Genomic DNA, 22,644 nt, shown 5'->3' on the forward strand with positions numbered 1-22,644 from the left:
TCAATAGCCTGCCACAATTAATGAAAATGTACCGTTACAGTTATGCGTTTCTATTTTGACCTGATTTTTCCCAACAGGTGTGCAAAGATAAAATGAATCGGAATTATTACCACCGCTTCCAAAATAACTGACACCAGTACCTAAAATACCATTAGGGAATGACGTTGGCAGGGTGACAGTCACAGCTGTGTTATTGCCGACTGCAATACTTCTAACTGCCTGCATAAAAACAGTGCCATTGCCGTGGGTGTAATAAGCGCTATTGTTACCCGTCGTGGTTCTTCCCGTTCCATAACGAGCATCCGATTCAGCTTTGGTATAAGCCTGGCCAGCAGGTGTGTAGCTGCCTTTCGCCTGAAAACGTCCATCACTTTCGGTTTTAGTATACGCACTGGTTTTAGGCATATAACCGGCATCTGACTGCGCTTTCGTGTAATAGCGGGCGTCAAAATTCGTCCAGTTAGACGGGATTATTTGCCCATTGACCTGCATTGCAATAGAACCATCTTTATTACGTTGGGAGTAAAAATGGTAACCAGTACTATCCTTAAACTCTAAAACAGTTGGCCGGTCAACATTTCCCCAAAGCAAAATTCCCCCAGCTAAACTCGAGCTATTTGAAGAGCTAACGTCCAGTGTCCTTTCATTACCGACTCTTACGGCCCCTTTTATAAGAGTACTACCGGTAATAGTCCCTCCCGTCAGTGAGAGTGCGCCAACATCAGCCGCCGTGGGTTTATTTGCGGTGTCATATTGCTTGGTCCAGGCTGACCATACTCCGCCGTAGAGCGTACGAATATATGTGCGAGAACTATTATAAACTCTGTATATCTGCGTCTGTCCCGCATGCTTATAGACCTCAAGCGAACCAGCAGCAGCCTCAGGATAGTTTTTACCGGTTTGCGCCTGAGCATTCGCAGGCTGGTAATAAAGCCCTGGTGTGGTATATGCATTGAGGTCAATAGCATTGCCAATCGCTACAGCCTGGCCGTTGAAAATATCTTGCGCAGTAATATTAATATCCTCCGTCAGCGCCCGACCATTTACTCTGCGACCTGACGGCACACGGCCATTAGCATTATCATTTACGGCCTTTACCGCTTTCGGCGAGGCAGCTAGTGTTTCGGATACACTGTCAATGGCGCTACTAAGCTGAACGATACCCTTTTGTGTCGTAGTAGCATCCAGAGCGGTGTATTTTCCTTTAGCAAGATCATAAGCTGTCTTCACCGCTTTCGGCGTCGCGGCCAGTGTCTCAGATACATTGTCAATGGCGCTGCTGAGCTGGACGATACCTTTTTGTGCCGTGCTGGCATCCTGAGCCGTATATTTCCCTTTGGCCAGGTCATAGGTGGCCTTTACCGCTTTAGGTGTTGCGGCCAGCACCTCAGATACGCTGTCGATCGCACTACTGAGCTGGACGATACCCTTTTGTGCCGTGCTGGCATCCTGAGCTGTATATTTCCCCTTAGCCAGGTCATACGCGACCTTCACCGCTTTTGGCGTCGCGGCAACGACTTCAGAAACACTGTCGATCGCACTACTGAGCTGAGTAAAACCTTTTGCCGTCAGAGAGGCATCAGGATGGCGTCGGGACTGCTCGTGCTCGGCAAGTTTGTCGTCGACGTAATCCTGCGTCGCCATCACCGTTGAGGTATCAATCGTCAACTCAACCGAAGCGATATCACTCACCATGATGACCATACGCACAGTCTGCGCACGTCCAGATCCTTCAGCGAGTGCAGGTTTGTAACTTTCAGCCATATTGCCGACAGCAATCAGCGTCCCGGTATCATCATAGAGCCCCATTTCACGCATCCAGAACCCGCCGATCTCTGGAGGGATCAGCAGCTCCGCCACGACATAATTTTTATTCTTTTTGTCCTGGCTGATTTTGTTCAGCGCATGACGCCAGACCTCATTGATGAGTTTCGTCTGGCTGGCATTTGGCGTCGGGAGTTGCCCGCCGCCATCACCCACCGCCATCGCCGTAAAATTCACTTTCTTCCCGTTCGGGACGGTTGCGGCAGCCAGTTTTTCGGCGCCGGCTTTGGTGATAACCGTTTTATACTTCACTGTCATTGTGCTCTCACTTATCCGGGGTAAACCGTGATGATGTCGCCGTCATAGCTCAGGGCACCGGTATAGAGATAGCCCGGAACGTCCTGAATGATATTGAGGCCGATAAGATGTCGGCTGGCAGGCTTTGCATCAGCAATAAGCCGCTCCATTTCGTAATACATTTCTTCGGTGATGCCGGTTTCCAGCACGCCAATGTCCAGGCGAAACGTGCCTGCCGGGTCGTTGGTTTGCCACCACTCCGTCACGTTGATCAGATAGCCAAGTGGCTCCACCACGCGGCGTACTGCGCCGATCGTTCCTTTGTGTGCATGGATAAACCATGCATTGCGGATAACATCGCGCTTGGTGGCCTCCGGCCAGTTTTCATCCCAGCGGTCAACCGAAAACGCCCACGCCAGCCAGGGCAACAGATTTGCCGGGCAGGTGTCGGCATTCCAGAGGTGACGAAGCGGGACGGGGGTATTCTCAATGTCGGCACAGGCGCGCGCCGCCGCGACCTCAAGCGGCGACGACCCCACCGGTAACAATCGGGTATTACTCATCGTTTCCCCCAACGGTTACGCTGTACTGGCTGCACCATGAGGCCTGGGTTTCATCAAGCACAATATCGGCCGCAGGCGCGGTCAGTTCGACGCGTTGTACACCCTCAACATGCAGTGCAGCGTAAATGGCGGACTTACGAATATCCCGCCCGAGCCGGTGCTGTGCCGTTATATAGGCCTGCAGCCGGCCCCTTGCCGCGTTGAGCACTGGCTCGCTTTCGGGACCTGGGAAGAGGAAAAGAGAAGCCGCAATGCGGTAGTCGACAATGCTGGCGGACTGAACGGTCACACGATCGGCAACGGGCCTGACGTCCTCATCGTTCAGCGCGTTGCGCACAATGGCCAGCAGCTCTTCAGACGCCACGCCGTTATTCTCCCGAGACAGCACGGAGACGGTAACGTTCGCAGGCTGAGGACTGATGACAGAGATATCCGCCACCCGGCCATCCGCGCTGCGACCATGGAACTGATAAGCCCCCGTCGATCCCGCCACGCTCAGCCCTTCCGGGGCTTGCTGGATGCGCAAACGAAAGTCGGTGTCAGACTCCATCACAGCCGGCGTGGGCGGAAACGTCGTGTCGTCGGCAGGCGTTATCACCAGACGCGCAAGGTTAGCGTTAGCACCAAGCTGGTCGAGATCGCTACCGGTGGCGTAGGCCAGCATGACCGCACGTGCGGCTTCGTTAACACGCTGGCGCCAGATAACTTCCCGATACGCATTTTCCTGCAGCAGTTTCACAATCGGTTCCGACTCAAGCGTCAGCGTTCGTGCAATTGCCTCCTGCTCTTCTTCAGGATAGAGCGAGACAAAAGTGGCCTTTCGTTCTGCCAGCAGCGTTTCGTAATCCACCTCCTCCACGACATCCGGCGCGGCGAGCTGGCTCAGATCAACAATAGCCATAGCGTTTAACTCAATGAAATAGTGATTGAAAAGGAATGTCCGGAGGTCTGGCGGGTGCCGGTGAGATCGACATACAGCGTCCCGTCATTCTCCGAACGTTCGAAAGTGATGGCCGTCAGGCTGATCCGCGGCTCCCATTTCTGGATAGCGGAGTAACATGCGGCCATGATTTGCAGGCGCAGCGCCGGACTCTGCGGCCTGTCGATCATTGCCGCCAGCAGTGAACCGTACTCGCGGCGCATCACCCGCGAGCCAATCGGCGTGACCAGAATGTCCCGCACGCTTTGTCTGATATGTTCAGCCTCTGAAATGCTGAGCCCGGTCTGACTGTTCATTCCCCTGTAGCGCACCGTCATTGCGTCCCCTTAGTCCAGCTTCCGCCGCTTTGCACACTGCCGTGAGCATGGTTGTCCACCTGCACCCCATTGGAGGTGAATTTACCGCCGGAATGCTCAATATTGCCGGCCATTACCCCGCCCTTCTGCACTTCAAGAGAGGCGGTAATTAGCTTGTTGGTACACACCACCTCAGGTGTATCCAGGGTGATGCGCGTCTCAGACTTCACCAGGACCACCGGTACGGTGGCGGTGAGTGATTCAGAGGCTGTAATGTCAGCCGTTTTAATGCCTGCGGCCATGAGTGCTCCGCTCCCGGGCTCGTACTCGATAACCGCCCCATCAGGGAACGAGACGTGGAGTGCGTCAGGGGAACCTGACGGCGCCGGGTGGTCATCGGAAAAGATACCTGGCAGCACGAAGGCGGTATCAAGCTCACCGCCGATGGCCAGCAGCAGCACTTGTTCTCCCTCGGACGGTGCCCACCACACGCGCGAACGGCCGGCGCGACAGGTCAGCCAGTTCAGCCAGGTGGTTTTCATCCCTCCGGACTGGACGCGGCAGAGCCCTCTGTTGAGGTCAACATCGGTGACAACACCGATACGAATCAGGTTACGGATCGCGCGAGCGATACCGTGCATGGAAGTGAGTGTATTCATGAGAAGAGAATGCCCTTCAGGGGGATCGGCAGCAACGAGACGGGGTTTTATGCGGGATGAAACAACAATCGTTCACGCTGATGGCTGGACAGCCATCAGCGTGGTGAACTTACGCTTTCCACTGGCTGACCAGTTCACCGTTGATGTACAGCTCCAGCGGACGTGTGACGGGCTCTGGTAACGGCGGCTCCGGGGAATAGGTGGCATGCAACGTTCCCTGCTCCTGCGAAACAAGAATGCGCTCGGTGAGCTGCAGGCTAAAGCTGATATTCGCCGTACCATCGTCGTTGATGGTGACGCCAAAGAGAAACCCGTTTTTTCGCCCGTCATCGAGGGTAAAAATATCTGGCTGGTTATCACGCAGCCAGGCCAGTACCGGGACGAAGACCCCCTCGCTGTCGCCGGCGAAGCTACTGATATTCGCTTTCAGTTCATACTTTTTTTCAAAGGAGAGCGAGGACGCGAGGCGGGCGTCAATATTTCCGCTCCCCACCGACATCTGCAAATGATCAGGGTGAGCGTTCAGTTGAGGAACGGCGTCAATTAATGCCTGACGCAGGCTGTTGAGTTTGTGCATCGAGTTTATCCTGACAGTCTTTTATGGTTTCGACCTGCAGCGCGCAGGCGATAAGGGCATGCTCAAGCCGACGAATATCAGCACTGAGATCGCCGTTGGTGATGGGCTCACTTCCCGGCATCGGACAGGCGCTCACCTTCGGGCAGGCGTTGTAAACAATGTGCTGCGGAGGCGCAGGCGGCGCGGGTGTGCAACCTGCGCACAGCATCAGGCAGCTGAGCGTTATACCAGCGGCGTAACTCTTCATTTTCATTTACCCATTTCCCGATAGCCGCTTCGCGTCGTGCCATCTCCTCGCCGACGGCAGCAAGATCCTCGCGGAGCCTGACCTGCGCATCTTCGTTCGACCTGGCAATCCGCTGTGCTTCGGATAACTGCTGAAGCAGCGTGTTGATTGTGTTTTTTTGATCGCGGGCGATCTGGTTGGCTTTAGCAAGAGAGCGGGACAGGTTCACGTTGTCATGACGAAACCACAGCGTGATGGCCAGCAGAACGGCCAGTACCAGCAGGAGAGGTTTCATGGCATCCCCTTCAGGCACCAGGCCTTCTCACGAGCTCGACGGTTTTCCAGTCCGGCATTTTTGACCCCATTGACGTACACCCAGCGGGTAAGCTGATTGCACGCCTGCGGCCACTGTTTACGCTTAATGAATGACACCAGCGTGGAACGGCAGGCAGCCCCTGTTCCAACGTTAAAGGCAAAACTCACCAGCGCATCATAGACACGGGGCGGCATCTCCACCGGTGCGCATACCGCCAGCCGTCTTTCAACGTTCATCACGTCGACAACAAGGTTCGCTGCCGCCTCACGCTCTGTAATTTCCCGTCCCGGCACGACGCCTGACGTATGGCCAATGCCTGATGTCCATACGCCCGCACTGCAACGATAAGGCGACAGGCGACACCCTTCGAGATCAGCAATGAGCGCCAACCCCTCCGGTGAGGTGTTCAGTAACCGGAAGTCAGGCATCAGCACCGCCAGGGCCAGTACGCCCGCGGCGCTGCAACGCTTAATGATTGAGTTCACGAATACTCTTCTTATCGAGTCCAAGAGAGGTCAGATAGCGATAGGTTTTCCGCTTAAACCAGTAATTCGTCAGCGCGGTAAAAATGGCGCAGAGGCTTCCCACGTATAGCGCGACTTTTTCAGGAGACATCGCCCCGAACCAGGCCAGCGCTACGGCCAGCCAGTAGGCGATAAACGTGGTGATTTTCTCAAGACTCAGTCCCATAGGTTCACTGATTCTTTAGTCGGTGCGCTATCAACCTCTGGCATGTCTATCGGCGTGCCATGAGGTAAGATGACCCCCAACTCCGCGAGGCCAGAATTGGCGTTCAGAACGGTTTCAACCACCCCTGCCGTGCGCCCATAATAACGGGCACAGATGGCATCAAGCGTGTCCCCCTGCATTGCATAGATTTTCATCAGACGCTCCCAACATCCGGATTTCCAGGTACCGTTGAGTTTCCAGCGCTGGCGCCCTTTTTGCTATCGCTGCAGGATGGACAATCGCGGACACAACAGACTGCCCGCGAGATGGCAGAGGACCTAGCGCCAGCTCTCGTCTTCCCAGACTTCCCGGAGGATATTGTCCAGCGCTTCGCGATCGGCCTCTCTTTCAATCCCCTGCAACTCCACGCCGGTCATGGATCCTTTTTTGACGGTAACCAGCGTTGACGGAAACACGGATCTTATCCTGCGGGTTAATTCGTCCTGAAACGCCTCCACGACGGACGGACCAATAAGCTGATCCTTATCCAGGGTAATGTTCACCCGCACGCTGGCCTCTTTTTTGATTCTGTCCGGAACGGGTGATGCCGAGAAAACCACGGTAAACGCGTTGTTCCTGATTAAATTTCCTCTCGCAATCTCAGCGATCAAATTCAGGGCAATTTCACGATCTCTTTCCTGACACGTTCCTTCTGTCGTCAGCCGCGCAATCATCTCGACGCGTTCAATCATGACTTGCTCGTTCAACTCTCTGTCCACACAACCTCCACCACGAGATACTGTATAAACATACAGTAGCATGTATTCATAAAAAGAGTGAAGCAAAAAATCAGAACCATGCGAGGTATGTACATGATATCGATGAAGATTAGCGAATCCCTTTGCTTATCAGATGCGTTAAATACCTTATACGTTCAAGGATTTTCCGGGCCTTTTGCTGATAAGACGGTGCCGCAGGAAATAGCGATCCGTCTGCAGATCCCCGGCACCATTTGTCGTTAAAACGGCTAATGCCCCCCGCCATAAGATGCAGGGCTTCCCCCCGGCTGATCGATATTCCGGTGGCGAGCCGTATCTCATCAATCACTCTCTCTGCCACTCCGTTCTGCGGATCCTTTTCATAGACAAAGGGAGTCTTTGCAACCGGTCTGGGGAGGGTTATGCGTGCGGCTAACGCGCGTCTCGCACGCCGGCTGAGGGGTTGAGAGACGTCGCTCACCGTACAGTTATTGACAGAACTCCAAGAACGCGCAGCGGTGCCGTTAAGGTCAACGGCCAAATCAACGGCACGCTTCGGCACAATTTTCCACTGCGTGAGGCGGGTCAAAATCGGCGAGCCCGGGCCGAGTGCGGCGTCGTAGACGCCGCGAATACAGACACGTTCTTCGCCGTACTGATTGTATTCGGCACGGGGCTCATACAGCGTGCGCACCTGCAACGCGTCCCGACGGACAAACGGTCCTCCCTGTGCATTGACGTATCCTGCCCAGTCTCCGGCGTCCGCGGCGTCACGCGCTGCCGCAAATTCTACGCTCAGACCGTGCGCGGCCTGCGTATCAGTCAAACGGCGCAGCTCACGGTAGACGGTCACCGGTGCACCACCGATAAACTGAAACTGACGGATATGCCAGCGCGCCGCCCAGGCCGAAACAGCAGATGCGGTCACTTTAAGCAACTCGCCGCTTTCGTTATCAGTCTCGCCATCAAGGGCATAGCCGTCGATATTCTTGGAGATGTATTTAGCGATATAACCGGTGGCGCTGCCCTTTTGCGGATCTATAGCTTCAGCGTGAAAGCGAGCTTTTCTGGCGTTATCGCTTTGCAGTTCAAAAGCGTCTTCCTCCTGTGTGTATTCCTCCATAATGCGGCGAACGCGCTCAACGTTTTCGGGCAGCATGAACATCAGCATGTGCCAGTGAGGCGTACCGTCATGGTGGGGTTCAGCAACGCGGATGCCAAACAGACGAATCGCCAGCCGGTGCAGTTTTGCCCGGATCCGCGCCCACAGTTTTGTCAGGTAGCTTTGTGTATCCGCAGGGCTCGCCCCGTTCCATTTGCCGTTACGATAGCCGGTGTTCAGGGTGGCGTGATATTTCGACGGCGCGGTTAAGGTATAGAACTCGCCCACGTAGCCAAGCTCATGGCAGATATTTTCAAACCCGCGGATGCGGGTCATCAGTTCGCAGCGACGTATCGCGGGATTGGCCACCGAGCCATCGTGCCTGGCAATCAGGCTTATACGGTTGCCCTCTTCATCCTCCAGTTCCAGACCTTTAAGAAATTCACGCGTGCGCCGCTTCTGTTCACGCCAGTCAGTGATGCAGCGTTTACTCGCATAGGCAGACTTCTTTTTGCTGACGTTTCCAAGTGCAATCTGCACATGCTCACGCCAGGCGGCCGCCATGCGACGCAGTCGTCCACGCCACCAGTCTTCGGAAAACATGCGGATCACCGCTGGCGCAATGTCCTCTTTGTTAAAGAGTATCTTCGACACGCGCTCCCAGTGAGGAGGCAGTACATTGAACTGGCGGGTGATTAATCCAGCGCGCTGATACCAGACATGAAGGGTTTGAAATTCGCCGAGGCCAGCGTCATTGATATTCGCCAGCTCGGAACGAATAAAGCCAGCGATGTCAGCGGCCAGCAAATCAATATCGGCGCGGGACATATCCGGGAGACGGTTGAAGCGGGCAATCAGCGTAACCATCCGCGATGCAAGATATTGCGAAAGCGGCGTGTCGAAGTGCCCACCAAAAACGGCGGTGGAGACGTTACGGTCAACACCTGAACAGGCATACCGTGCAGAGACCTGCTGCAGACGTGGTAATACCCTGTTGCAGAACCGAATCAAAAAGGCATTGGCTCGCAGGCTGCCCTGATGGAGTTCAAGAGCATCAACCGTGCGCCAGACGTCAAAACGCACGCAGTCAGGCTGCAGAGCGAGCGCTTTTCTGGCTTGCCGCAGCGCCGCGAACAGACGGTCGCGACGCTGTAATTGGGGGTGAGTCAGGTAGGGGCTGGCAATAGCCGATCGGGGTTCATTCCACGGATAAGCAAATGACATCACCAACTTATCCTCCCCGGAAATGTTTGTTTTTCAGCTCCGTTATCTCCTGGCAGGTGACGCATAAGGCCACTCCAGGTAACGCCTTTCGCCGCGCCTCGGGGATGGGGATGTCGCACTCCTCGCAGGTAAAACGCGAGGGCGATGCGCATCGCTGGCGGGCGCTATTAATATGACGTTCGCGATCTTCAAGCTCACGCTCCTGCGCCTGATCGATAAAATCGGCCATCAGTGCAGCTCCTGGGATTCGCGTTCGTAACGGGCAGCCTCGTGACACAGCAGTTCCGCTGCGTCTTCGCCACACATTCCGGTCTTATAGATGTGACTGGCTAATGCCTCAAGACGCAGGGAGACGGCGAGTGCGCGCGCCCTGCGCTCCTCCATCTTCGCCTGCACCAGCAGGCGCTGGAGTTCCTCGCGCCCGTTCAGAAAAGTGCGGTTTTCGCTATTTCGCATCACTCATTCTCCTTAATTCAGGCAATAAAATGCCCGGCGGGTTTACGCCATTACGTTTTGGGGTGGATTAAAGCGGCATGGTCAGCCGTTCAGGAAATAAACTCACGACTGCACGGAAATGATTCATGGCTCCGATAAGTGCTCTTTTCTCTTCAGTCGTCAGCTCATTGATACCGCATTCGTGACGGGCGGCGGGTAATTTAGCCAGGAAAAAGATGGCGGCCAGCGCCCTGTTATTCTCTTCAAAACAGGGATCGCGCTTATCACGCATCTCGGCCAAAAACCGCGCCAGCGCTTTCTCGTTATCGCCCCAGTGCCTGGCACGCAGTTCGGCCACGTGATTAAGCCCGGAAAGACGTGCCCCCACCTTGAGTGGGACCGTTGCACGTGTCGCTTCTATTGCCATAACGACCCTCGCGTTGATTCACACTGTGTGAATTACTCACCCGTAACGGGCTGAAAACGGGATTGGCCTACGCGTTACGCCGCTTTCCAGCGCAGCGAACTGCGCCAGCCTAACGACAGGGCTGGCACTTTGATGATTGCGATTTCAGAAGCCATGTTGCATGATTCCCATTTTGATAATGTCTGCAATCATTAGCCTCTGTTTGCCAACGTCTGCCGCTGATTGCCCGAATTCGCATTGATACTAATACCCAATTGGGTATTAGTAAATACCCAAAGGAATATATTTTGATTTTAGATTCTCAAGTGAATAATGAAGAGTTACTCGATAGAATCTGTCAGGTATATGGTTTTACCCAAAAAATCCAGCTGGCCCGGCACTTCAATATTGCCGCCAGTTCCCTTCAGAACCGCTACGCGCGCGGCACCATCTCCTACGACTTCGCGGTACAATGTGCACTGGACACAGGGGCCAGCCTGCGCTGGTTGATGACCGGACAGGGTGCCCAGTTTGAAGGTAACCCTGCGCCTGGCGATCCCGTTGCTGTGGTCACATTCACTCTCAGTGATGGCCAGCTGGAAGAAAATTCCACTTTGAGTATCGATTCACATCTCTTTAGCAAACCGCTCACTCGCGGTATCGCAGTCCGGTCTGAGGCAAAGCTCCACTTTGTTGAAAAAGGGGCGTCATTAACCGACGGGCTATGGCTGGTTGAGATTGAAGGCACTATCAGTCTTCGTGATTTAACCCTGCTGCCGGGGAAAAAACTCCACGTCGCGGGCGGCAAAGTTCCCTTTGAATGCGGTATCGATGAGATAAAAACACTGGGCCGTGTGGTGGGCATCTACAGCGAGGTGAACTGATGACGGTACATATGGTTCGTATGGCATCATTCGATTTCGCTATGCAGGGCATTCAGCCTTAGGTATTCCTTCAGGAATGGCAGAACAAGAACCGGGGCCAACGCTCCCCCGCCAGCCTTTCGGCTTCCTGTTCGTGCCACTCTTCTTCACAAACCCTAAAAACTAAAGAAATCCCCCATCGCGCCGATCATCATCCGTGTGTATTATTTCCTGTAGCGTTTACAACAATTAACCTTAACTCAAATACTTAAGCGCCAAAGCGAAAGGCATCATGAGCACACCGATCAAACGGCTAGAAATCATAAAAAATGCGATTGAACTGGAAGACGACGACATCATCCAGAGCCAGCTGACACGGCTGAAAAATGAAGCGTTTGACGATGAGCTACAGGCAATCGTCGCGGCGCTTGAGCAGAAAAACTATACCGTTGCCATGGCGGCGATCGCTGACTGGCTACAGGGCCAGCGCGCCATGACGCAATGGCGTGACCCGCAGGTGGCGGCCAGCAAGATGGAGCTAAAAGCGCTGGAAGAGCGCCTCAGGGATTTGATTGACCGTCGCAATGCCCGCGTGCAACAGCTCGATGAATTCAACGATCTCTATTTCTCACGCCTCGGACCGCTGATGCAGCAGATCCTCGCCCTGCGTAAAACGCTGGCGGAGCTGAACCTGCGACGTCAGCAGGCGGAGGCGCGTCGACGTGAGGAAGACTACCGTCGCTGCCAGCGCTATATGGCGCAGGCGGTGGAGGTGCTGGCGATGCTGACCCAGCGCTGGCGCGATCTGCCTGCGGATTCCGTACAGGCCGCCGAGGCGCGTAAGCAACTGCAGCAGCAAAGCAATCTGATTGCTAACCTGCTGGCCGAAGCGCTGGAGCTGGAGAGTGGCTTAACGCGCGAAGAAGAGCCTGCACGTCAGGCGCGCGACGAAGCCAATGAAGAGTACGAGAAATACCGCGAGCAGCATCACGATGCCGAAATGCGTCTGCGTAAAGGCAAGAACCTCTCCGAGGAAGATCAGAACGAACTGAAGCGTCTCTGGCGTCAGGCGAGCAAGCTCTGCCATCCGGACCTGGTCGCTGACGATCTGAAAGAAGAAGCCAACGCGATGATGGTGCAACTCAACCAGGCCAAACAGCGTGGTGACGTTAAAGCCATTCGTTCGCTGGTGGCACGTCTGCAGCAGGGCTTTGAGCCGCTGATGGCCAGCGACAGGCTGAACGATCTGGAACGTATCCGCAAAAAAATGGCGCAGGTTCGCGAGCAGATTGACACGTTAGTGAACGAGCTGGCGGAGCTGGAGAAAGAGGAGTCCTGGCTGCTGGTCTCGTCGCTGAGCAATATGGAAGCCTACTTTGCCCAGCAGGAGAAGGCGCTGCACGACGTTCGCGCCTCGCTCGAACATCAGGTGAGCGAAGCGCAGCTGGAGTCCGCAGCCTGATTATTTAGCGTGCCAGTATGCACTGGCACGCACCAGCTGCTGGTCGATTGCGTCGGTTTCAAACTGACGGCTCAGGTTTTTCACTACCTTCCCTTCCCCGGTCAGCCAGATAAAATAATCTTCCGCAGGCACCGTCAACGCCGCCAGACGCTCGGCCACCGCCTGTTCGCTGTGGCCGACAACCCAGGTGATGTTGAACGCGCTCAGATGGGCCAGATAGTCCTGATACGACGCATCACCGACCGTCACCACCGCATGAATGTCCGGGCGAACCGGCAGTGTTGCGATGCTTTCCAGGCGACGGCGCAGCGCGGGCATGCCGGATTCATCGCACACGTACAGTTGCCAGGCATAATCTTCCGGCACAACCAGCGAACCGCGCGGGCCACCAATCGTGAGCGTGTCACCCACTTTTGCCTCTGTCGCCCAGTGACTTGCAACGCCGCCATCGTGTATGAAGAAATCGAGCACCAGCTCATGCCGTTCGGCATCGTACAGGGGTGTATAGTCTCGCGCCTGCGGACGCACACCGTCGCCCCAGTCGATACCTTCATCGGTAACAACCGGTGGTACAAAGGTCGCCCCCGGGGCCGGGAAAAACACTTTTGTGTGGTCGTCGAAGCCGCGAGAGCTAAAGCCCTCCAGCGCCTCGCCGCCTAAAACAATGCGCTGGAAACCTGTGCTGACACGCTCAACGCGAAGCACGTCCAGCTTGCGAAAACGGAGATCATTACGAACACGTTGTGGGTAACGGGTGGATGTCATGGTGAGACCCTTCTCAGGTGAATACGATATATCTAAATCAATTTTAAATGATAATGATTGCTAATCAGCAAGAATGCAAGATCTTTTAGATTGCATCTGAATATATCTAAGATATAGTTTAGATATATCAATTTGAAGGGGATGAGTATGCGAAACGAACACGACGGCGGCGGACGCCGACCACGCTTTTTTGGTCACGGCGATCTGCGTCTGGTGATACTGGATATCCTGACCCACAACGCGAGCCATGGCTACGAGTTGATCAAGGCGATCGAGAACATGACGCAGGGGAATTACACCCCAAGCCCTGGCGTTATCTACCCGACCCTCGATTACCTTCAGGATCAGACCTATATCACCATCACCGAAGAAGAGAATGGCCGCAAGAGAATTGCGATTACCGTGGCCGGCCAGCAGTGGCTGGATGAAAATCAGGAGCAGCTGGCGCAAATTCAGGCGCGTATCAAAGCGCGCTCCGTCGGCTTCCAGCTGAGAAAAAACCCGCAAATGAAGCGGGCTCTGGATAACTTCAAAGCGGTGCTAGACCTAAAGGTGAACCAGGGCGAACTCAGCGATGCGCAGCTTAAGCAGATCATCGGCGTGATCGACCGCGCAGCGCTGGAGATCTCCCAGCTGGATTAAGCCAGTACGCGATCGCTCACGCGGAAGACGCGGACAAGGTCTTTCAGGTGCATCGCCTGTTCGTTCAGGGACGCTGCTGCCGCGACAGACTCCTCCACCAGGGCGGAGTTCTGCTGCGTGGTGGCATCAATCAGACCAATCGCGCTGTTAATCTGCGAGATCCCTTCCGTCTGCTCATGGCTGGCCTGGCGGATCTCACGCAGAATGACGTCCATCTCTTCCACGTTGCCGACCATACCGTTAATCAACTCGCTCGCTTTCTCGACCAGGTTCATCCCGTCCTGCGTCTGGCTGGTAGAACTTTCGATCAGCTGACGAATTTCACTGGCAGATGACGCACTCTTCTGCGCAAGCTGACGCACTTCGCCCGCCACCACCGCAAAACCACGACCGTGCTCGCCCGCACGTGCCGCTTCCACCGCCGCGTTCAGCGCCAGAATGTTGGTCTGGAAAGCGATGGCATCGATCAGGTCGATGATGTCGGACATCCGGTTAGAAGTCTCGTTAATCAGGCGCATTTTGCTGGTGACCTGCTTCATCATCTCGCCGTTGTTTTTGACCACCATGGCAGCGTCCGCCGAGAGGTGAGTTGCTTCTCCGGTGTGTGAGGCGGTGTTTTTTACCGTCGCCGTGATCTGCTCCATCGAGGCAGCGGTCTGTTCAACAGAGCTGGCCTGCTCTTCGGTGCGCGCGGCAAGATCCTGGTTCCCCGCGACAATCTGCGCGGCGGCACTCGAGATATTCTCCGAACCGGTCTGGACCTGCTGCACAATGTCCAGCAGACGCGTTTTCATCTCCATCAGCGCATGCAGCAGCAGGCCGGTTTCGTCTTTACCGTGCGGCGTGATGCTGCCGGTCAGATCGCCTTCAGCAATGGCTTTTGCAAAATCCACCGCCTGGCCCAGCGGACGCGTGATTGAGCGCACGATAAACCAGCCAATCAGGCTGCCGGTCGCGACGCTAAAGAGCGTGATCAGGATCAGCAGCAGGCGATTCGATTTGAAATCGCCCTCGACCTGCACTCCTGCGCTTTGCATTTCCTGGTTCTGAATCGCGATCAACGCCTGCACGTTGGCTTTATAGGCCTGCTGTAGCTTCAGGGTGTTGGTCATCATCTCCTGAATAGCGCCCGCCCGATCGTTATTCTGCACCGCCTGCAAAATGCGATAACGCGAGTCCAGATACTGCTGACGCACGCCGCGTATCTCAGCAAGAACCCGCTGTGATTCAGGATCCTGCAGCGCAGTATTCAGCTCGCCGAGGATCACCGTAATCTGTTCGCTGATCGCTTTAAGACGCTGCTGTGACTGCGCTGTATACGTTCCCTGTTCATCCAGTAACATCAGCTGCTGAGTGCCAATAAATTCCTGGAAGTTGTCGATTAACTGGTTCGCTTTTACCGTGGTCGGATAATCACGGGTAATGATGGATTGCATTCCGTTGTTCGCCCGGTTCAGGCTTAGCAAGGATAAACTCGCACTGACCACCATCAGGACAATAAAGAATCCAAACGCCAGAAATAATTTCGTGCCGATCTTTACGTCATGTAAGAACATATTTTCTCCATCGATGTGATTATTTCTCAGACGATCACCGTTATCGGTAACGAGACCGCTAACTTTATGACTTTGATCGTTTTTTTATTTCACAACCACGACAATGGATAGGTGCAGGCTATTAATATCCGTAAATCGATCGTTACGTCACCCTCTGATGAGGCATTTTCAAAATAGCATCGGGGAAAACGGACTTAGGCTGGGGTAAATATCTGATGTGCTTTCTTTAGTTACTTAATATAAAGTTAACAATAAAAGACATTAATAATTACATTCAGAAAAAATAAAGCCGCTTATTCCTGATGAAATAAACGGCTTTCTGGAACCTTACTGGCTCAATGGAGCACGGTTACCGCATCCTTAAGACGCCCGGCGCGATGCTTCACCATTGCGGATATGTGGGCACTTTCCTCAACCAGATCGGCATTTTTCTGCGTGATGCTGTCCAGCTCGGCCACCGCACGGGTGAGCTCTGACAAGCCGGTAGCCTGTTCAGAAGTCGAATGGCTGATCTGCGCGATAAGCTGCGTCACGTTTTTCACCTGCTCGACGATATCATCCATTGTACGACCGGCGGCATGAACCTGATCAGAGCCGGACTGCACCTTGCTGGCGCTGGCATCAATCAGCTTGCGAATATCGTTGGCTGCACTGGCGCTACGGCTGGCGAGATGGCGCACTTCGCCGGCGACAACCGCAAAGCCTTTCCCCTGCTCACCGGCTCTTGCTGCCTCCACCGCCGCATTCAGCGCCAGAATATTGGTCTGAAACGCGATGTCGTTAATAAGGGAGGTAATCGAGCCAATCCGCTGCGTGCTATCCGCGATGTCATCCATGGTTTTCACCACCGTCTGCATCGCGTTTCCGCCTTTGGTCGCCGCGCTGCTGGCGGCCACTGACAGCTTGTCCACTTCGGCGGCGGTTTCTGAATTACTCTGCACGGAGGCGGCCATCTGGTTCATTGTCGCCACGGTCTGCTGCACATTGGCCACGGTCTGACGCGTCCGATCATTCAGATCTTCATTCCCCTTTGCCAGCCTGTCGCTGCCATCACGCACGCTCACCACCTGGCTTGACACATCGTTAATCAACCAGCGGCACATCAGCCCCAGCTGCCCGACCGCACGCAGGGTCAACCCCAGCTCGTCACTGCGGTTCAGGTGCTGCACGCTATTGCGCTCGCCGGTGGCGACTTTCAGCGCCTGACGCGCCACGTTTTCGATCGGACGAACAATCTGCTGCTCGAACAGCAGCGTGCCCAGCAACATGACTACCGCGGCGGCAGCCAGCGGGTACGCACCCGCTGAGGTGGCCACCAGCGTGGCAGCCAGCACCGCAAACAGCCCCGCCATCACGCTGCGCACGCGCCAGCGCAGCGGCATTGCCGGAAGTTTCCCCAGCCAGCCTTTCCTTACCACTAGTCCTTTATGAATACGTTTCTTGCAGCGCCCGTCATTCAGAGCCCGATAGAGCGGCTCCACGCCAGCAATCTCTTCTGCCGTGGCTTTGGTGCGAATCGACATATAGCCCGTCACCTGCCCGTGACGCACCATCGGCACCGCATTGGCGCGCACCCAGTAGTGGTCGCCATTTTTACGTCGGTTTTTGACAATGCCGCTCCACGGCTCGCCCTTTTGCAGGGTGTACCACATATCGGCAAACGCCGCTTTTGGCATATCGGGGTGGCGCACCAGATTGTGCGGCTGGCCCATCAGCTCATCAAGCTGATAGCCACTCACCTGCACAAAGGTGTCGTTGGCGTGGGTCAGGTAACTGTGGATATCGGTGGTCGACATTAAGGTGGTGTCATCGTCCAGAGGATATTCATTCTGGGTGACAAAGGTTGGAGCGGACATCGTGAGCATCCCTTGCAGGTTATTTGAATGTTAATTTTGTGGATTAATGTTTTTTCGGCGGTAAAGAATTTATCTTTAGTTGTTAAAGTTGATAGAGATCGCAGATTTCACTTAAACCGCACTTTTTGTGAGATTTTATAATTCATTGATTTCAAATACTTTCGTAGAGAAATTACCTGCAGAGTATGACGCGTTAACGCCCACTTAAGTCGCAGCGTCTGCACTCTATAAGTGCAATGGCCTCTTGTTCGCACCTCCCCAGGCCTTTTCCGCCGTACCGCTAAATCCCGTATCGGTTATATCGGCATGATTAAATTTTGCGCAACATAATGTTAACCTGGTGTTTATCCTGATTTTCGTTAAGGCATCTGAAGTGGCGTAATCCCTGCAATACTTAATCCAGTATCATGTGATACGCGATCCCCGGGAGCACATTTTGAACAGGTTACCTTCCAGCGCCTCGGCTCTTGCCTGTACCGCGCACGCACTGAATCTCATTGAGAAGCGAACGCTTGATCATGAGGAGATGAAACAACTTAACCGAGAGGTCATCGATTACTTTAAAGAGCATGTCAATCCAGGGTTTTTGGAGTATCGCAAATCTGTTACCGCCGGCGGGGATTACGGAGCCGTAGAGTGGCAAGCGGGAAGTCTTAATACGCTTGTCGACACCCAGGGACAGGAGTTTATAGATTGCCTGGGTGGTTTTGGAATTTTCAACGTGGGGCACCGTAATCCAGTTGTGGTTTCCGCCGTACAGAATCAACTTGCGAAACAACCTCTCCATAGCCAGGAACTGCTCGATCCACTTCGCGCTATGCTCGCGAAAACGCTCGCGGCCTTAACGCCCGGCAAACTGAAGTACAGCTTCTTTAGCAACAGCGGCACGGAATCGGTCGAAGCGGCGATTAAACTCGCCAAAGCGTACCAGTCGCCGCGCGGCAAATTCACGTTTATCGCCACCAGCGGCGCGTTCCACGGAAAATCCCTGGGCGCACTGTCAGCTACCGCCAAATCCACCTTCCGCAAACCGTTTATGCCGCTGCTGCCGGGCTTCCGCCACGTGCCGTTTGGTGACATTAGCGCTATGCGCACCATGCTGAGCGAATGCCGTAAAACCGGCGACGACGTGGCAGCGGTGATCCTGGAGCCTATTCAGGGTGAGGGCGGCGTGATCCTGCCCCCGCAGGGCTATCTGCCTGCCGTGCGTCAGTTGTGCGATGAATTTGGCGCACTGCTGATCCTCGACGAAGTCCAAACCGGGATGGGGCGTACGGGCAAGATGTTTGCCTGCGAGCATGAGAACGTCCAGCCGGACATTCTCTGTCTGGCAAAAGCGCTGGGCGGCGGCGTGATGCCGATTGGCGCGACGGTGGCGACCGAAGAGGTCTTCTCGGTGCTGTTCGACAACCCGTTCCTGCACACCACTACGTTTGGCGGTAACCCGCTGGCCTGCGCGGCCGCGCTGGCGACCATCAACGTGCTGCTGGATCAAAACCTGCCTGCACAGGCGGAACAGAAAGGCGATATGCTGCTGGACGGTTTCCGCCAGCTGGGCCGGGAATATCCGGATCTGGTGCAGGATGCGCGGGGTAAAGGGTTGCTGATGGCCATTGAGTTTGTCGACAACGAAATCGGCTACAGCTTCGCGAGCGAGATGTTCCGCCAGCGTGTCCTGGTTGCCGGAACGCTCAACAACTCGAAGACCATTCGCATTGAACCGCCGCTGACGCTAACGGTTGAACAGTGTGAGCAGGTGCTGAAAGCGGCGCGTAAAGCGCTGGCAGCCCTGCGGGTAAGTGTGGAAGAAGCGTGATATCCACTCCCCCTCCTGACGGAGGGGGTATTTTTAGCGGTGAAACTCCGCCACCGTCATGGTAAACCGCAACACATTTTCGCCCTCATTCGCGTAGCCGTGTGCCGCTTCCGTTTTCGCCACCGCCGAAGCGCCTGCCGCCACCTGCGTCACCGTCTCTTCCACCGTCAGGGTCAATCCTCCCTCAGTGACATGCAGCAGCTCAAACGTTCCCGCCGGGTGCCCCGGCGAGGTGAAACGCTCCCCCGGATGCATCACCCACTGCCAGAGTTCAATCATATCCGGGCCAGACGTGCCCGCGAGCAGCCGGGCATATCCGCCCTGTGGGCCCTGCCACAGAACCGGGATCGCCGCTGCTTCTATGACGTGCACCCGCGGCTCGCTGGAGACGTTAACGATATCCGCCACCGAAACGCCCAGCGCGGCAGCCAGCTTGCAGAGAATGGCAATGCTGGGATTCGCCGCCCCTTTTTCAATCTCCACCAGCATGCCTTTGCTAACGCTGGCGCGGCGTGAAAGCTCATCCAGCGACAGTTTTTTCTCTTTGCGCCAGTTGCGAATGCGGGTGGCGACGGCCAGGCTTACCTGGGCGATATCGGCACCCGAATCGGTCATTATATTGACTTTATCAGTCATTGGTCACTACCATAGTATAAAACAGTCAATACAGGATTATTTATGTCTCTCGTTACGCCGTCAATAGACCCGCGTCTTACCGGGATTGCCCCCGGCTTTCGGGCGCTGAGCATTCTGGTTGAAGCCGCCCCGATAACCCAGCCGGACGTGGCCTCTGCCGCGCTGGCACAGGCCTGCCAGCAGGTCCTCACTAATGATGTCACCTGGGCGGAAGCGCACCTCAGCGCCTGGGATGACGTGTTCAGGGCATTTGGTGCGAAACCGAAACGCACACCCTGCTCGGCATCGGCCCTGCGTAAGCGAGTGCTGAAAGAGGGCGCACTGCCCCCGCTCGATCCAGTGGTCGATATTTACAATGCCATCAGCATTCGTTACGCCATTCCCGTCGGGGGTGAGAACCTTGCCGCTTATGCAGGCGCACCGCGTCTGACGCTTGCCGAAGGTAATGAACCGTTTGATACCCTGAAAGAAGGCCAGCCGGTTATCGAATACCCGGATGCGGGCGAAGTTATCTGGCGCGATGATATTGGCGTCACCTGCCGTCGCTGGAACTGGCGCCAGGGCGTGCGTACACGTCTCGATAGCCAGGCGCAACACATGTGGTTTATTCTCGAAAGTCTGCCGTCGATGCCGTTATCGGCGTTGCAGGAGGCTGGCGATGAGTTAGTCAGCAACCTGCAGCGGCTGATGCCGGGCTCCACTGCTCACCTTCAACTGATTGAACTCTAAAAGGATAAGCGGATGTTTCACGGGTTAAGCGCATTCCCTCTGACGCCATTGCGAGAGGGGAAATTTGATGAGCAGGCGTTTGTGCAGTTGCTGCGCCCGCTGGTGGATGCTGGTGTCGATTCGCTGGGGATCCTCGGTTCGACGGGCAGTTACGCGTATCTGACGCCTGAAGAGCGCACGCATATCACCCGCTGTGCCGTGGCGCATGCCGACAACATTCCGGTGAGCGTAAGTATTGGCGCGCTTCGCCTCGACGATATTCTCCGTCTGGCGGATGAGGCGCAAAGCGCCGGCGCCCGCGGGGTGTTACTGGCCCCCGTGTCGTACCAGCGCCTGACGGCAGAGGAAGTGTTTACCTTGTATGAGACGGTGACCCACCGGATCTCTGTTCCGCTGTGCATTTACGACAACCCGGCCACCACCGGGTTCGAGTTTAACGACGATTTGCTGTATGCCGTGGCGGCGCTACCGAACGTCAAATCCGTCAAGCTCGGGCGCACACCGGACAATATCGCCCACATGCGTGCCCGTCTTCCTGAAAACGTCACCCTGGGCATCAGTGGCGACTGGCGGGCGGCGTCAGCCCTGCAGGCCGGGTTCGATGTCTGGTATTCGGTTATCGCAGGGCTCTATCCGCAGACGGCACTGGCGATTGCACGAGCCAAAGACACCGCAGCCTCTGACCGGCTGGCACCGCTGTGGGCGCTGTTCCGCCAGTACGGCAGTTTGCGGGTGATGGCCGCAGCAGCAGAAATGTCAGGGAAAGTGGCCGCGCCTGCACTGCCGTTCCCGCTTGCGTCACTGAGCGGGAAACCGCGCGAAACGCTGGCGGCGATCCTGGCGGAACTGGCCCTCGCCTGAGCATCGCCGGGCTAGCGTAAGCGCTACCCGGCGGTCTGTTACGCCGGCAACAACCCGACAAAACTGCGTTTTTTGCGCGGCTCTGACATCAGGTCCTCAAGCTTATCCACGCAGGCCAGATAGTGCGGGGTTTTCTTGTGCGCCAGCACCGCCTCTTCATCCTTGTAGGCTTCGTAGATAAAGAACCGGGTTTTCACGCGCGGATCCTGTAAAACATCAAAGCGCAGATTGCCCGGCTCCTGAATCGCCCCTTCGTGGTTAGCGCGAAACACCTCCAGAAACTCATCGACCCGCTCGGGTTTGATGTTGATTTCCACTAATGTCACGTTCATTTTGCTTCTCCCTGTTTCTCTTCCTGCCAGAACTGGAACGCGTCCCGCGCGCTCATGTTCTCATGTACCACTTTTTTCACCGCTTTCAGCATGGCCAGCGGGGCGCTGGACTGGAAGATATTGCGGCCCATGTCCACGCCGGACGCTCCCTGGTCAATCGCCCGCCAGCACATCTCCAGCGCGTCGTGCTCCGGCAGCTTTTTGCCTCCGGCAATCACGATCGGCACCGGGCAGCTGGCGGTTACTTTTTCAAACCCTTCGTCGACATAATAGGTTTTGACGAACTGCGCCCCCATCTCGGCCGCGATACGGCTGGCAAGCGAGAAATACCGCGCGTCGCGCGCCATCTCTTTGCCAACGCCCGTTACCGCCAGGGTCGGCATGCCATAGCGCGCACCGGCATCCACCAGTTTGATGATGTTGTTGATCGACTGATGTTCAAACTCACTGCCGATGTACACCTGCGCCGCCACCGCGCAGACGTTCAGGCGCAGCGCATCTTCCATCGCCACCGCCACGCACTCGTTGGAAAGTTCCCCTAAAATCGAATTGCCGCCGGAGGCGCGCAACACGACGGGTTTATTGGTGGCGACAGGCACCTGGCTGCGCAAAATACCGCGGGTGCACATCAGCACGTCGGTTTCCCCAAACAGCGGGGCGATAGAGAGATCGATACGCTCAAGGCCGGTCGTCGGTCCCTGGAAATAGCCGTGATCAAAGGCCAGCATCACCGTGCGGTTGCTTTTTGGGTTGAAGATGCGCGCCAGCCTGGACTGCATTCCCCAGTCCAGCGAGCCGCATCCCTTCAGGGTAAACGGCACGTTCTGCTGCGGTGTGCCGATGCCAAAATCTTTGCCGTCTTTGATGTCGTCTAAATCAGCCATTTGCTCCCCC

At 55.6% G+C, this 22,644-nt stretch carries 28 protein-coding genes; 6 read left to right on the top strand and 22 right to left on the bottom strand.

The features are described from left to right. From L462_RS24915 to L462_RS07940, 16 genes are all read right to left on the bottom strand, one after another. The gene (locus L462_RS24915; RefSeq protein WP_050595753.1) at positions 1-2,082 is read right to left on the bottom strand and encodes a tail fiber protein; all 2,082 of its coding nucleotides are present in this window, start codon (positions 2,080-2,082) and stop codon (positions 1-3) included. Positions 2,083-2,093: 11 nt separating this feature from the next. Continuing rightward, positions 2,094-2,624 (bottom strand): phage tail protein I, encoded by a 531-nt coding sequence (locus L462_RS08005; RefSeq protein ID WP_032678995.1) that lies wholly within the window; start codon positions 2,622-2,624, stop codon positions 2,094-2,096. After that, positions 2,617-3,525, bottom strand: coding sequence for a baseplate assembly protein (locus tag L462_RS08000; RefSeq protein ID WP_014171686.1), 909 nt, complete (start codon positions 3,523-3,525; stop codon positions 2,617-2,619). Before L462_RS08000 ends, L462_RS08005 begins: the two co-directional genes overlap by 8 nt. A gap of 5 nt (positions 3,526-3,530) precedes the next feature. Further along, on the bottom strand, positions 3,531-3,881 hold the full coding sequence (locus L462_RS07995; protein WP_014171687.1) for a GPW/gp25 family protein: 351 nt from the start codon (positions 3,879-3,881) through the stop codon (positions 3,531-3,533). Then, positions 3,878-4,519, bottom strand: coding sequence for a phage baseplate assembly protein V (locus tag L462_RS07990; protein ID WP_032678996.1), 642 nt, complete (start codon positions 4,517-4,519; stop codon positions 3,878-3,880). Before L462_RS07990 ends, L462_RS07995 begins: the two co-directional genes overlap by 4 nt. Positions 4,520-4,628: 109 nt before the next feature. Further along, positions 4,629-5,096: a phage tail protein gene (locus L462_RS07985; RefSeq protein ID WP_032678998.1), complete on the bottom strand. Its 468-nt coding sequence runs from the start codon at positions 5,094-5,096 to the stop codon at positions 4,629-4,631. Continuing rightward, positions 5,059-5,304 carry an Rz1-like lysis system protein LysC gene (lysC, locus tag L462_RS25340; protein WP_072126476.1) on the bottom strand — a complete coding sequence of 82 codons (246 nt, stop codon included), beginning with the start codon at positions 5,302-5,304 and terminating at the stop codon, positions 5,059-5,061. Before lysC ends, L462_RS07985 begins: the two co-directional genes overlap by 38 nt. Then, the gene (lysB, locus tag L462_RS25595; protein WP_032670153.1) at positions 5,204-5,617 is read right to left on the bottom strand and encodes an Rz-like lysis system protein LysB; all 414 of its coding nucleotides are present in this window, start codon (positions 5,615-5,617) and stop codon (positions 5,204-5,206) included. Before lysB ends, lysC begins: the two co-directional genes overlap by 101 nt. Further along, positions 5,614-6,123: a lysozyme gene (locus L462_RS07975; RefSeq protein WP_032678999.1), complete on the bottom strand. Its 510-nt coding sequence runs from the start codon at positions 6,121-6,123 to the stop codon at positions 5,614-5,616. The genes lysB and L462_RS07975 overlap by 4 nt, the downstream gene beginning before the upstream one ends. Further along, positions 6,107-6,328: a phage holin family protein gene (locus L462_RS07970; protein ID WP_014171693.1), complete on the bottom strand. Its 222-nt coding sequence runs from the start codon at positions 6,326-6,328 to the stop codon at positions 6,107-6,109. The genes L462_RS07975 and L462_RS07970 overlap by 17 nt, the downstream gene beginning before the upstream one ends. After that, positions 6,319-6,522, bottom strand: coding sequence for a tail protein X (locus L462_RS07965; RefSeq protein ID WP_020883600.1), 204 nt, complete (start codon positions 6,520-6,522; stop codon positions 6,319-6,321). Before L462_RS07965 ends, L462_RS07970 begins: the two co-directional genes overlap by 10 nt. A gap of 123 nt (positions 6,523-6,645) precedes the next feature. Then, positions 6,646-7,086, bottom strand: a complete 441-nt coding sequence (locus L462_RS07960; RefSeq protein WP_020883599.1) for a DinI-like family protein — start codon at positions 7,084-7,086, stop codon at positions 6,646-6,648. A gap of 109 nt (positions 7,087-7,195) precedes the next feature. Further along, entirely contained in the window at positions 7,196-9,391 is a 2,196-nt protein-coding gene (locus tag L462_RS07955) for a replication endonuclease (protein WP_032679000.1), read from the bottom strand. Positions 9,392-9,398: 7 nt separating this feature from the next. Further along, entirely contained in the window at positions 9,399-9,620 is a 222-nt protein-coding gene (locus L462_RS07950; protein ID WP_032679001.1) for a TraR/DksA family transcriptional regulator, read from the bottom strand. Beyond that, positions 9,620-9,847: a DUF2732 family protein gene (locus L462_RS07945; protein ID WP_020883596.1), complete on the bottom strand. Its 228-nt coding sequence runs from the start codon at positions 9,845-9,847 to the stop codon at positions 9,620-9,622. Before L462_RS07945 ends, L462_RS07950 begins: the two co-directional genes overlap by 1 nt. 67 nt (positions 9,848-9,914) lie before the next feature. After that, complete coding sequence (locus L462_RS07940) at positions 9,915-10,253, bottom strand: DUF5347 domain-containing protein (RefSeq protein WP_032679002.1); 339 nt, start codon at positions 10,251-10,253, stop codon at positions 9,915-9,917. A gap of 287 nt (positions 10,254-10,540) precedes the next feature. Here L462_RS07940 and L462_RS07935 point away from each other — a divergent pair, with 287 nt between their 5' ends. Next, the gene (locus L462_RS07935; RefSeq protein WP_025202968.1) at positions 10,541-11,116 is read left to right on the top strand and encodes a phage repressor protein CI; all 576 of its coding nucleotides are present in this window, start codon (positions 10,541-10,543) and stop codon (positions 11,114-11,116) included. Positions 11,117-11,387: 271 nt separating this feature from the next. Beyond that, entirely contained in the window at positions 11,388-12,557 is a 1,170-nt protein-coding gene (locus tag L462_RS07930) for a coiled-coil domain-containing protein (protein WP_032679003.1), read from the top strand. Here the strand turns inward: L462_RS07930 and L462_RS07925 are convergent, their stop codons facing one another. Next, on the bottom strand, positions 12,558-13,322 hold the full coding sequence (locus tag L462_RS07925) for a siderophore-interacting protein (RefSeq protein WP_032679004.1): 765 nt from the start codon (positions 13,320-13,322) through the stop codon (positions 12,558-12,560). It lies immediately after the preceding gene. 147 nt (positions 13,323-13,469) lie between these two features. Here L462_RS07925 and L462_RS07920 point away from each other — a divergent pair, with 147 nt between their 5' ends. Further along, a complete protein-coding gene (locus L462_RS07920; protein ID WP_032679005.1) occupies positions 13,470-13,964 on the top strand; it encodes a PadR family transcriptional regulator in 495 nt (164 codons plus the stop codon). Here the strand turns inward: L462_RS07920 and L462_RS07915 are convergent. Next, positions 13,961-15,520 (bottom strand): methyl-accepting chemotaxis protein, encoded by a 1,560-nt coding sequence (locus tag L462_RS07915; RefSeq protein WP_032679007.1) that lies wholly within the window; start codon positions 15,518-15,520, stop codon positions 13,961-13,963. The two genes, L462_RS07920 and L462_RS07915, sit on opposite strands and share 4 nt — an antisense overlap. A 335-nt stretch (positions 15,521-15,855) precedes the next feature. After that, entirely contained in the window at positions 15,856-17,376 is a 1,521-nt protein-coding gene (locus L462_RS07910; protein ID WP_025202964.1) for a methyl-accepting chemotaxis protein, read from the bottom strand. 436 nt (positions 17,377-17,812) lie between these two features. Here L462_RS07910 and ygjG point away from each other — a divergent pair, with 436 nt between their 5' ends. After that, positions 17,813-19,192 carry a putrescine aminotransferase gene (ygjG, locus tag L462_RS07905; protein WP_020883590.1) on the top strand — a complete coding sequence of 460 codons (1,380 nt, stop codon included), beginning with the start codon at positions 17,813-17,815 and terminating at the stop codon, positions 19,190-19,192. A gap of 33 nt (positions 19,193-19,225) precedes the next feature. On the opposite strand, the gene L462_RS07900 is transcribed toward ygjG, so the two are convergent. Continuing rightward, on the bottom strand, positions 19,226-19,828 hold the full coding sequence (locus L462_RS07900) for a helix-turn-helix domain-containing protein (RefSeq protein ID WP_032679008.1): 603 nt from the start codon (positions 19,826-19,828) through the stop codon (positions 19,226-19,228). A 42-nt stretch (positions 19,829-19,870) separates the two neighbouring features. On the opposite strand from L462_RS07900, the gene L462_RS07895 reads away from it, so the two are divergent. Beyond that, a complete protein-coding gene (locus L462_RS07895; protein ID WP_032679009.1) occupies positions 19,871-20,557 on the top strand; it encodes a B3/B4 domain-containing protein in 687 nt (228 codons plus the stop codon). 12 nt (positions 20,558-20,569) lie between these two features. Beyond that, on the top strand, positions 20,570-21,418 hold the full coding sequence (locus L462_RS07890) for a dihydrodipicolinate synthase family protein (RefSeq protein WP_032679010.1): 849 nt from the start codon (positions 20,570-20,572) through the stop codon (positions 21,416-21,418). Between the two features lie 38 nt (positions 21,419-21,456). On the opposite strand, the gene lsrG is transcribed toward L462_RS07890, so the two are convergent. Together lsrG and lsrF are read right to left on the bottom strand one after the other, a co-directional pair. Next, positions 21,457-21,750, bottom strand: a complete 294-nt coding sequence (gene lsrG / locus L462_RS07885) for a (4S)-4-hydroxy-5-phosphonooxypentane-2,3-dione isomerase (RefSeq protein WP_020883586.1) — start codon at positions 21,748-21,750, stop codon at positions 21,457-21,459. Continuing rightward, entirely contained in the window at positions 21,747-22,634 is an 888-nt protein-coding gene (lsrF, locus tag L462_RS07880) for a 3-hydroxy-5-phosphonooxypentane-2,4-dione thiolase (RefSeq protein WP_014171710.1), read from the bottom strand. The genes lsrG and lsrF overlap by 4 nt, the downstream gene beginning before the upstream one ends. Positions 22,635-22,644 lie beyond the last annotated feature (10 nt).

The sequence above is a fragment of the Enterobacter sp. BIDMC 26 genome, assembly GCF_000534435.1.
In the GTDB taxonomy this organism is placed as follows: Bacteria; Pseudomonadota; Gammaproteobacteria; order Enterobacterales; family Enterobacteriaceae; genus Enterobacter; species Enterobacter ludwigii.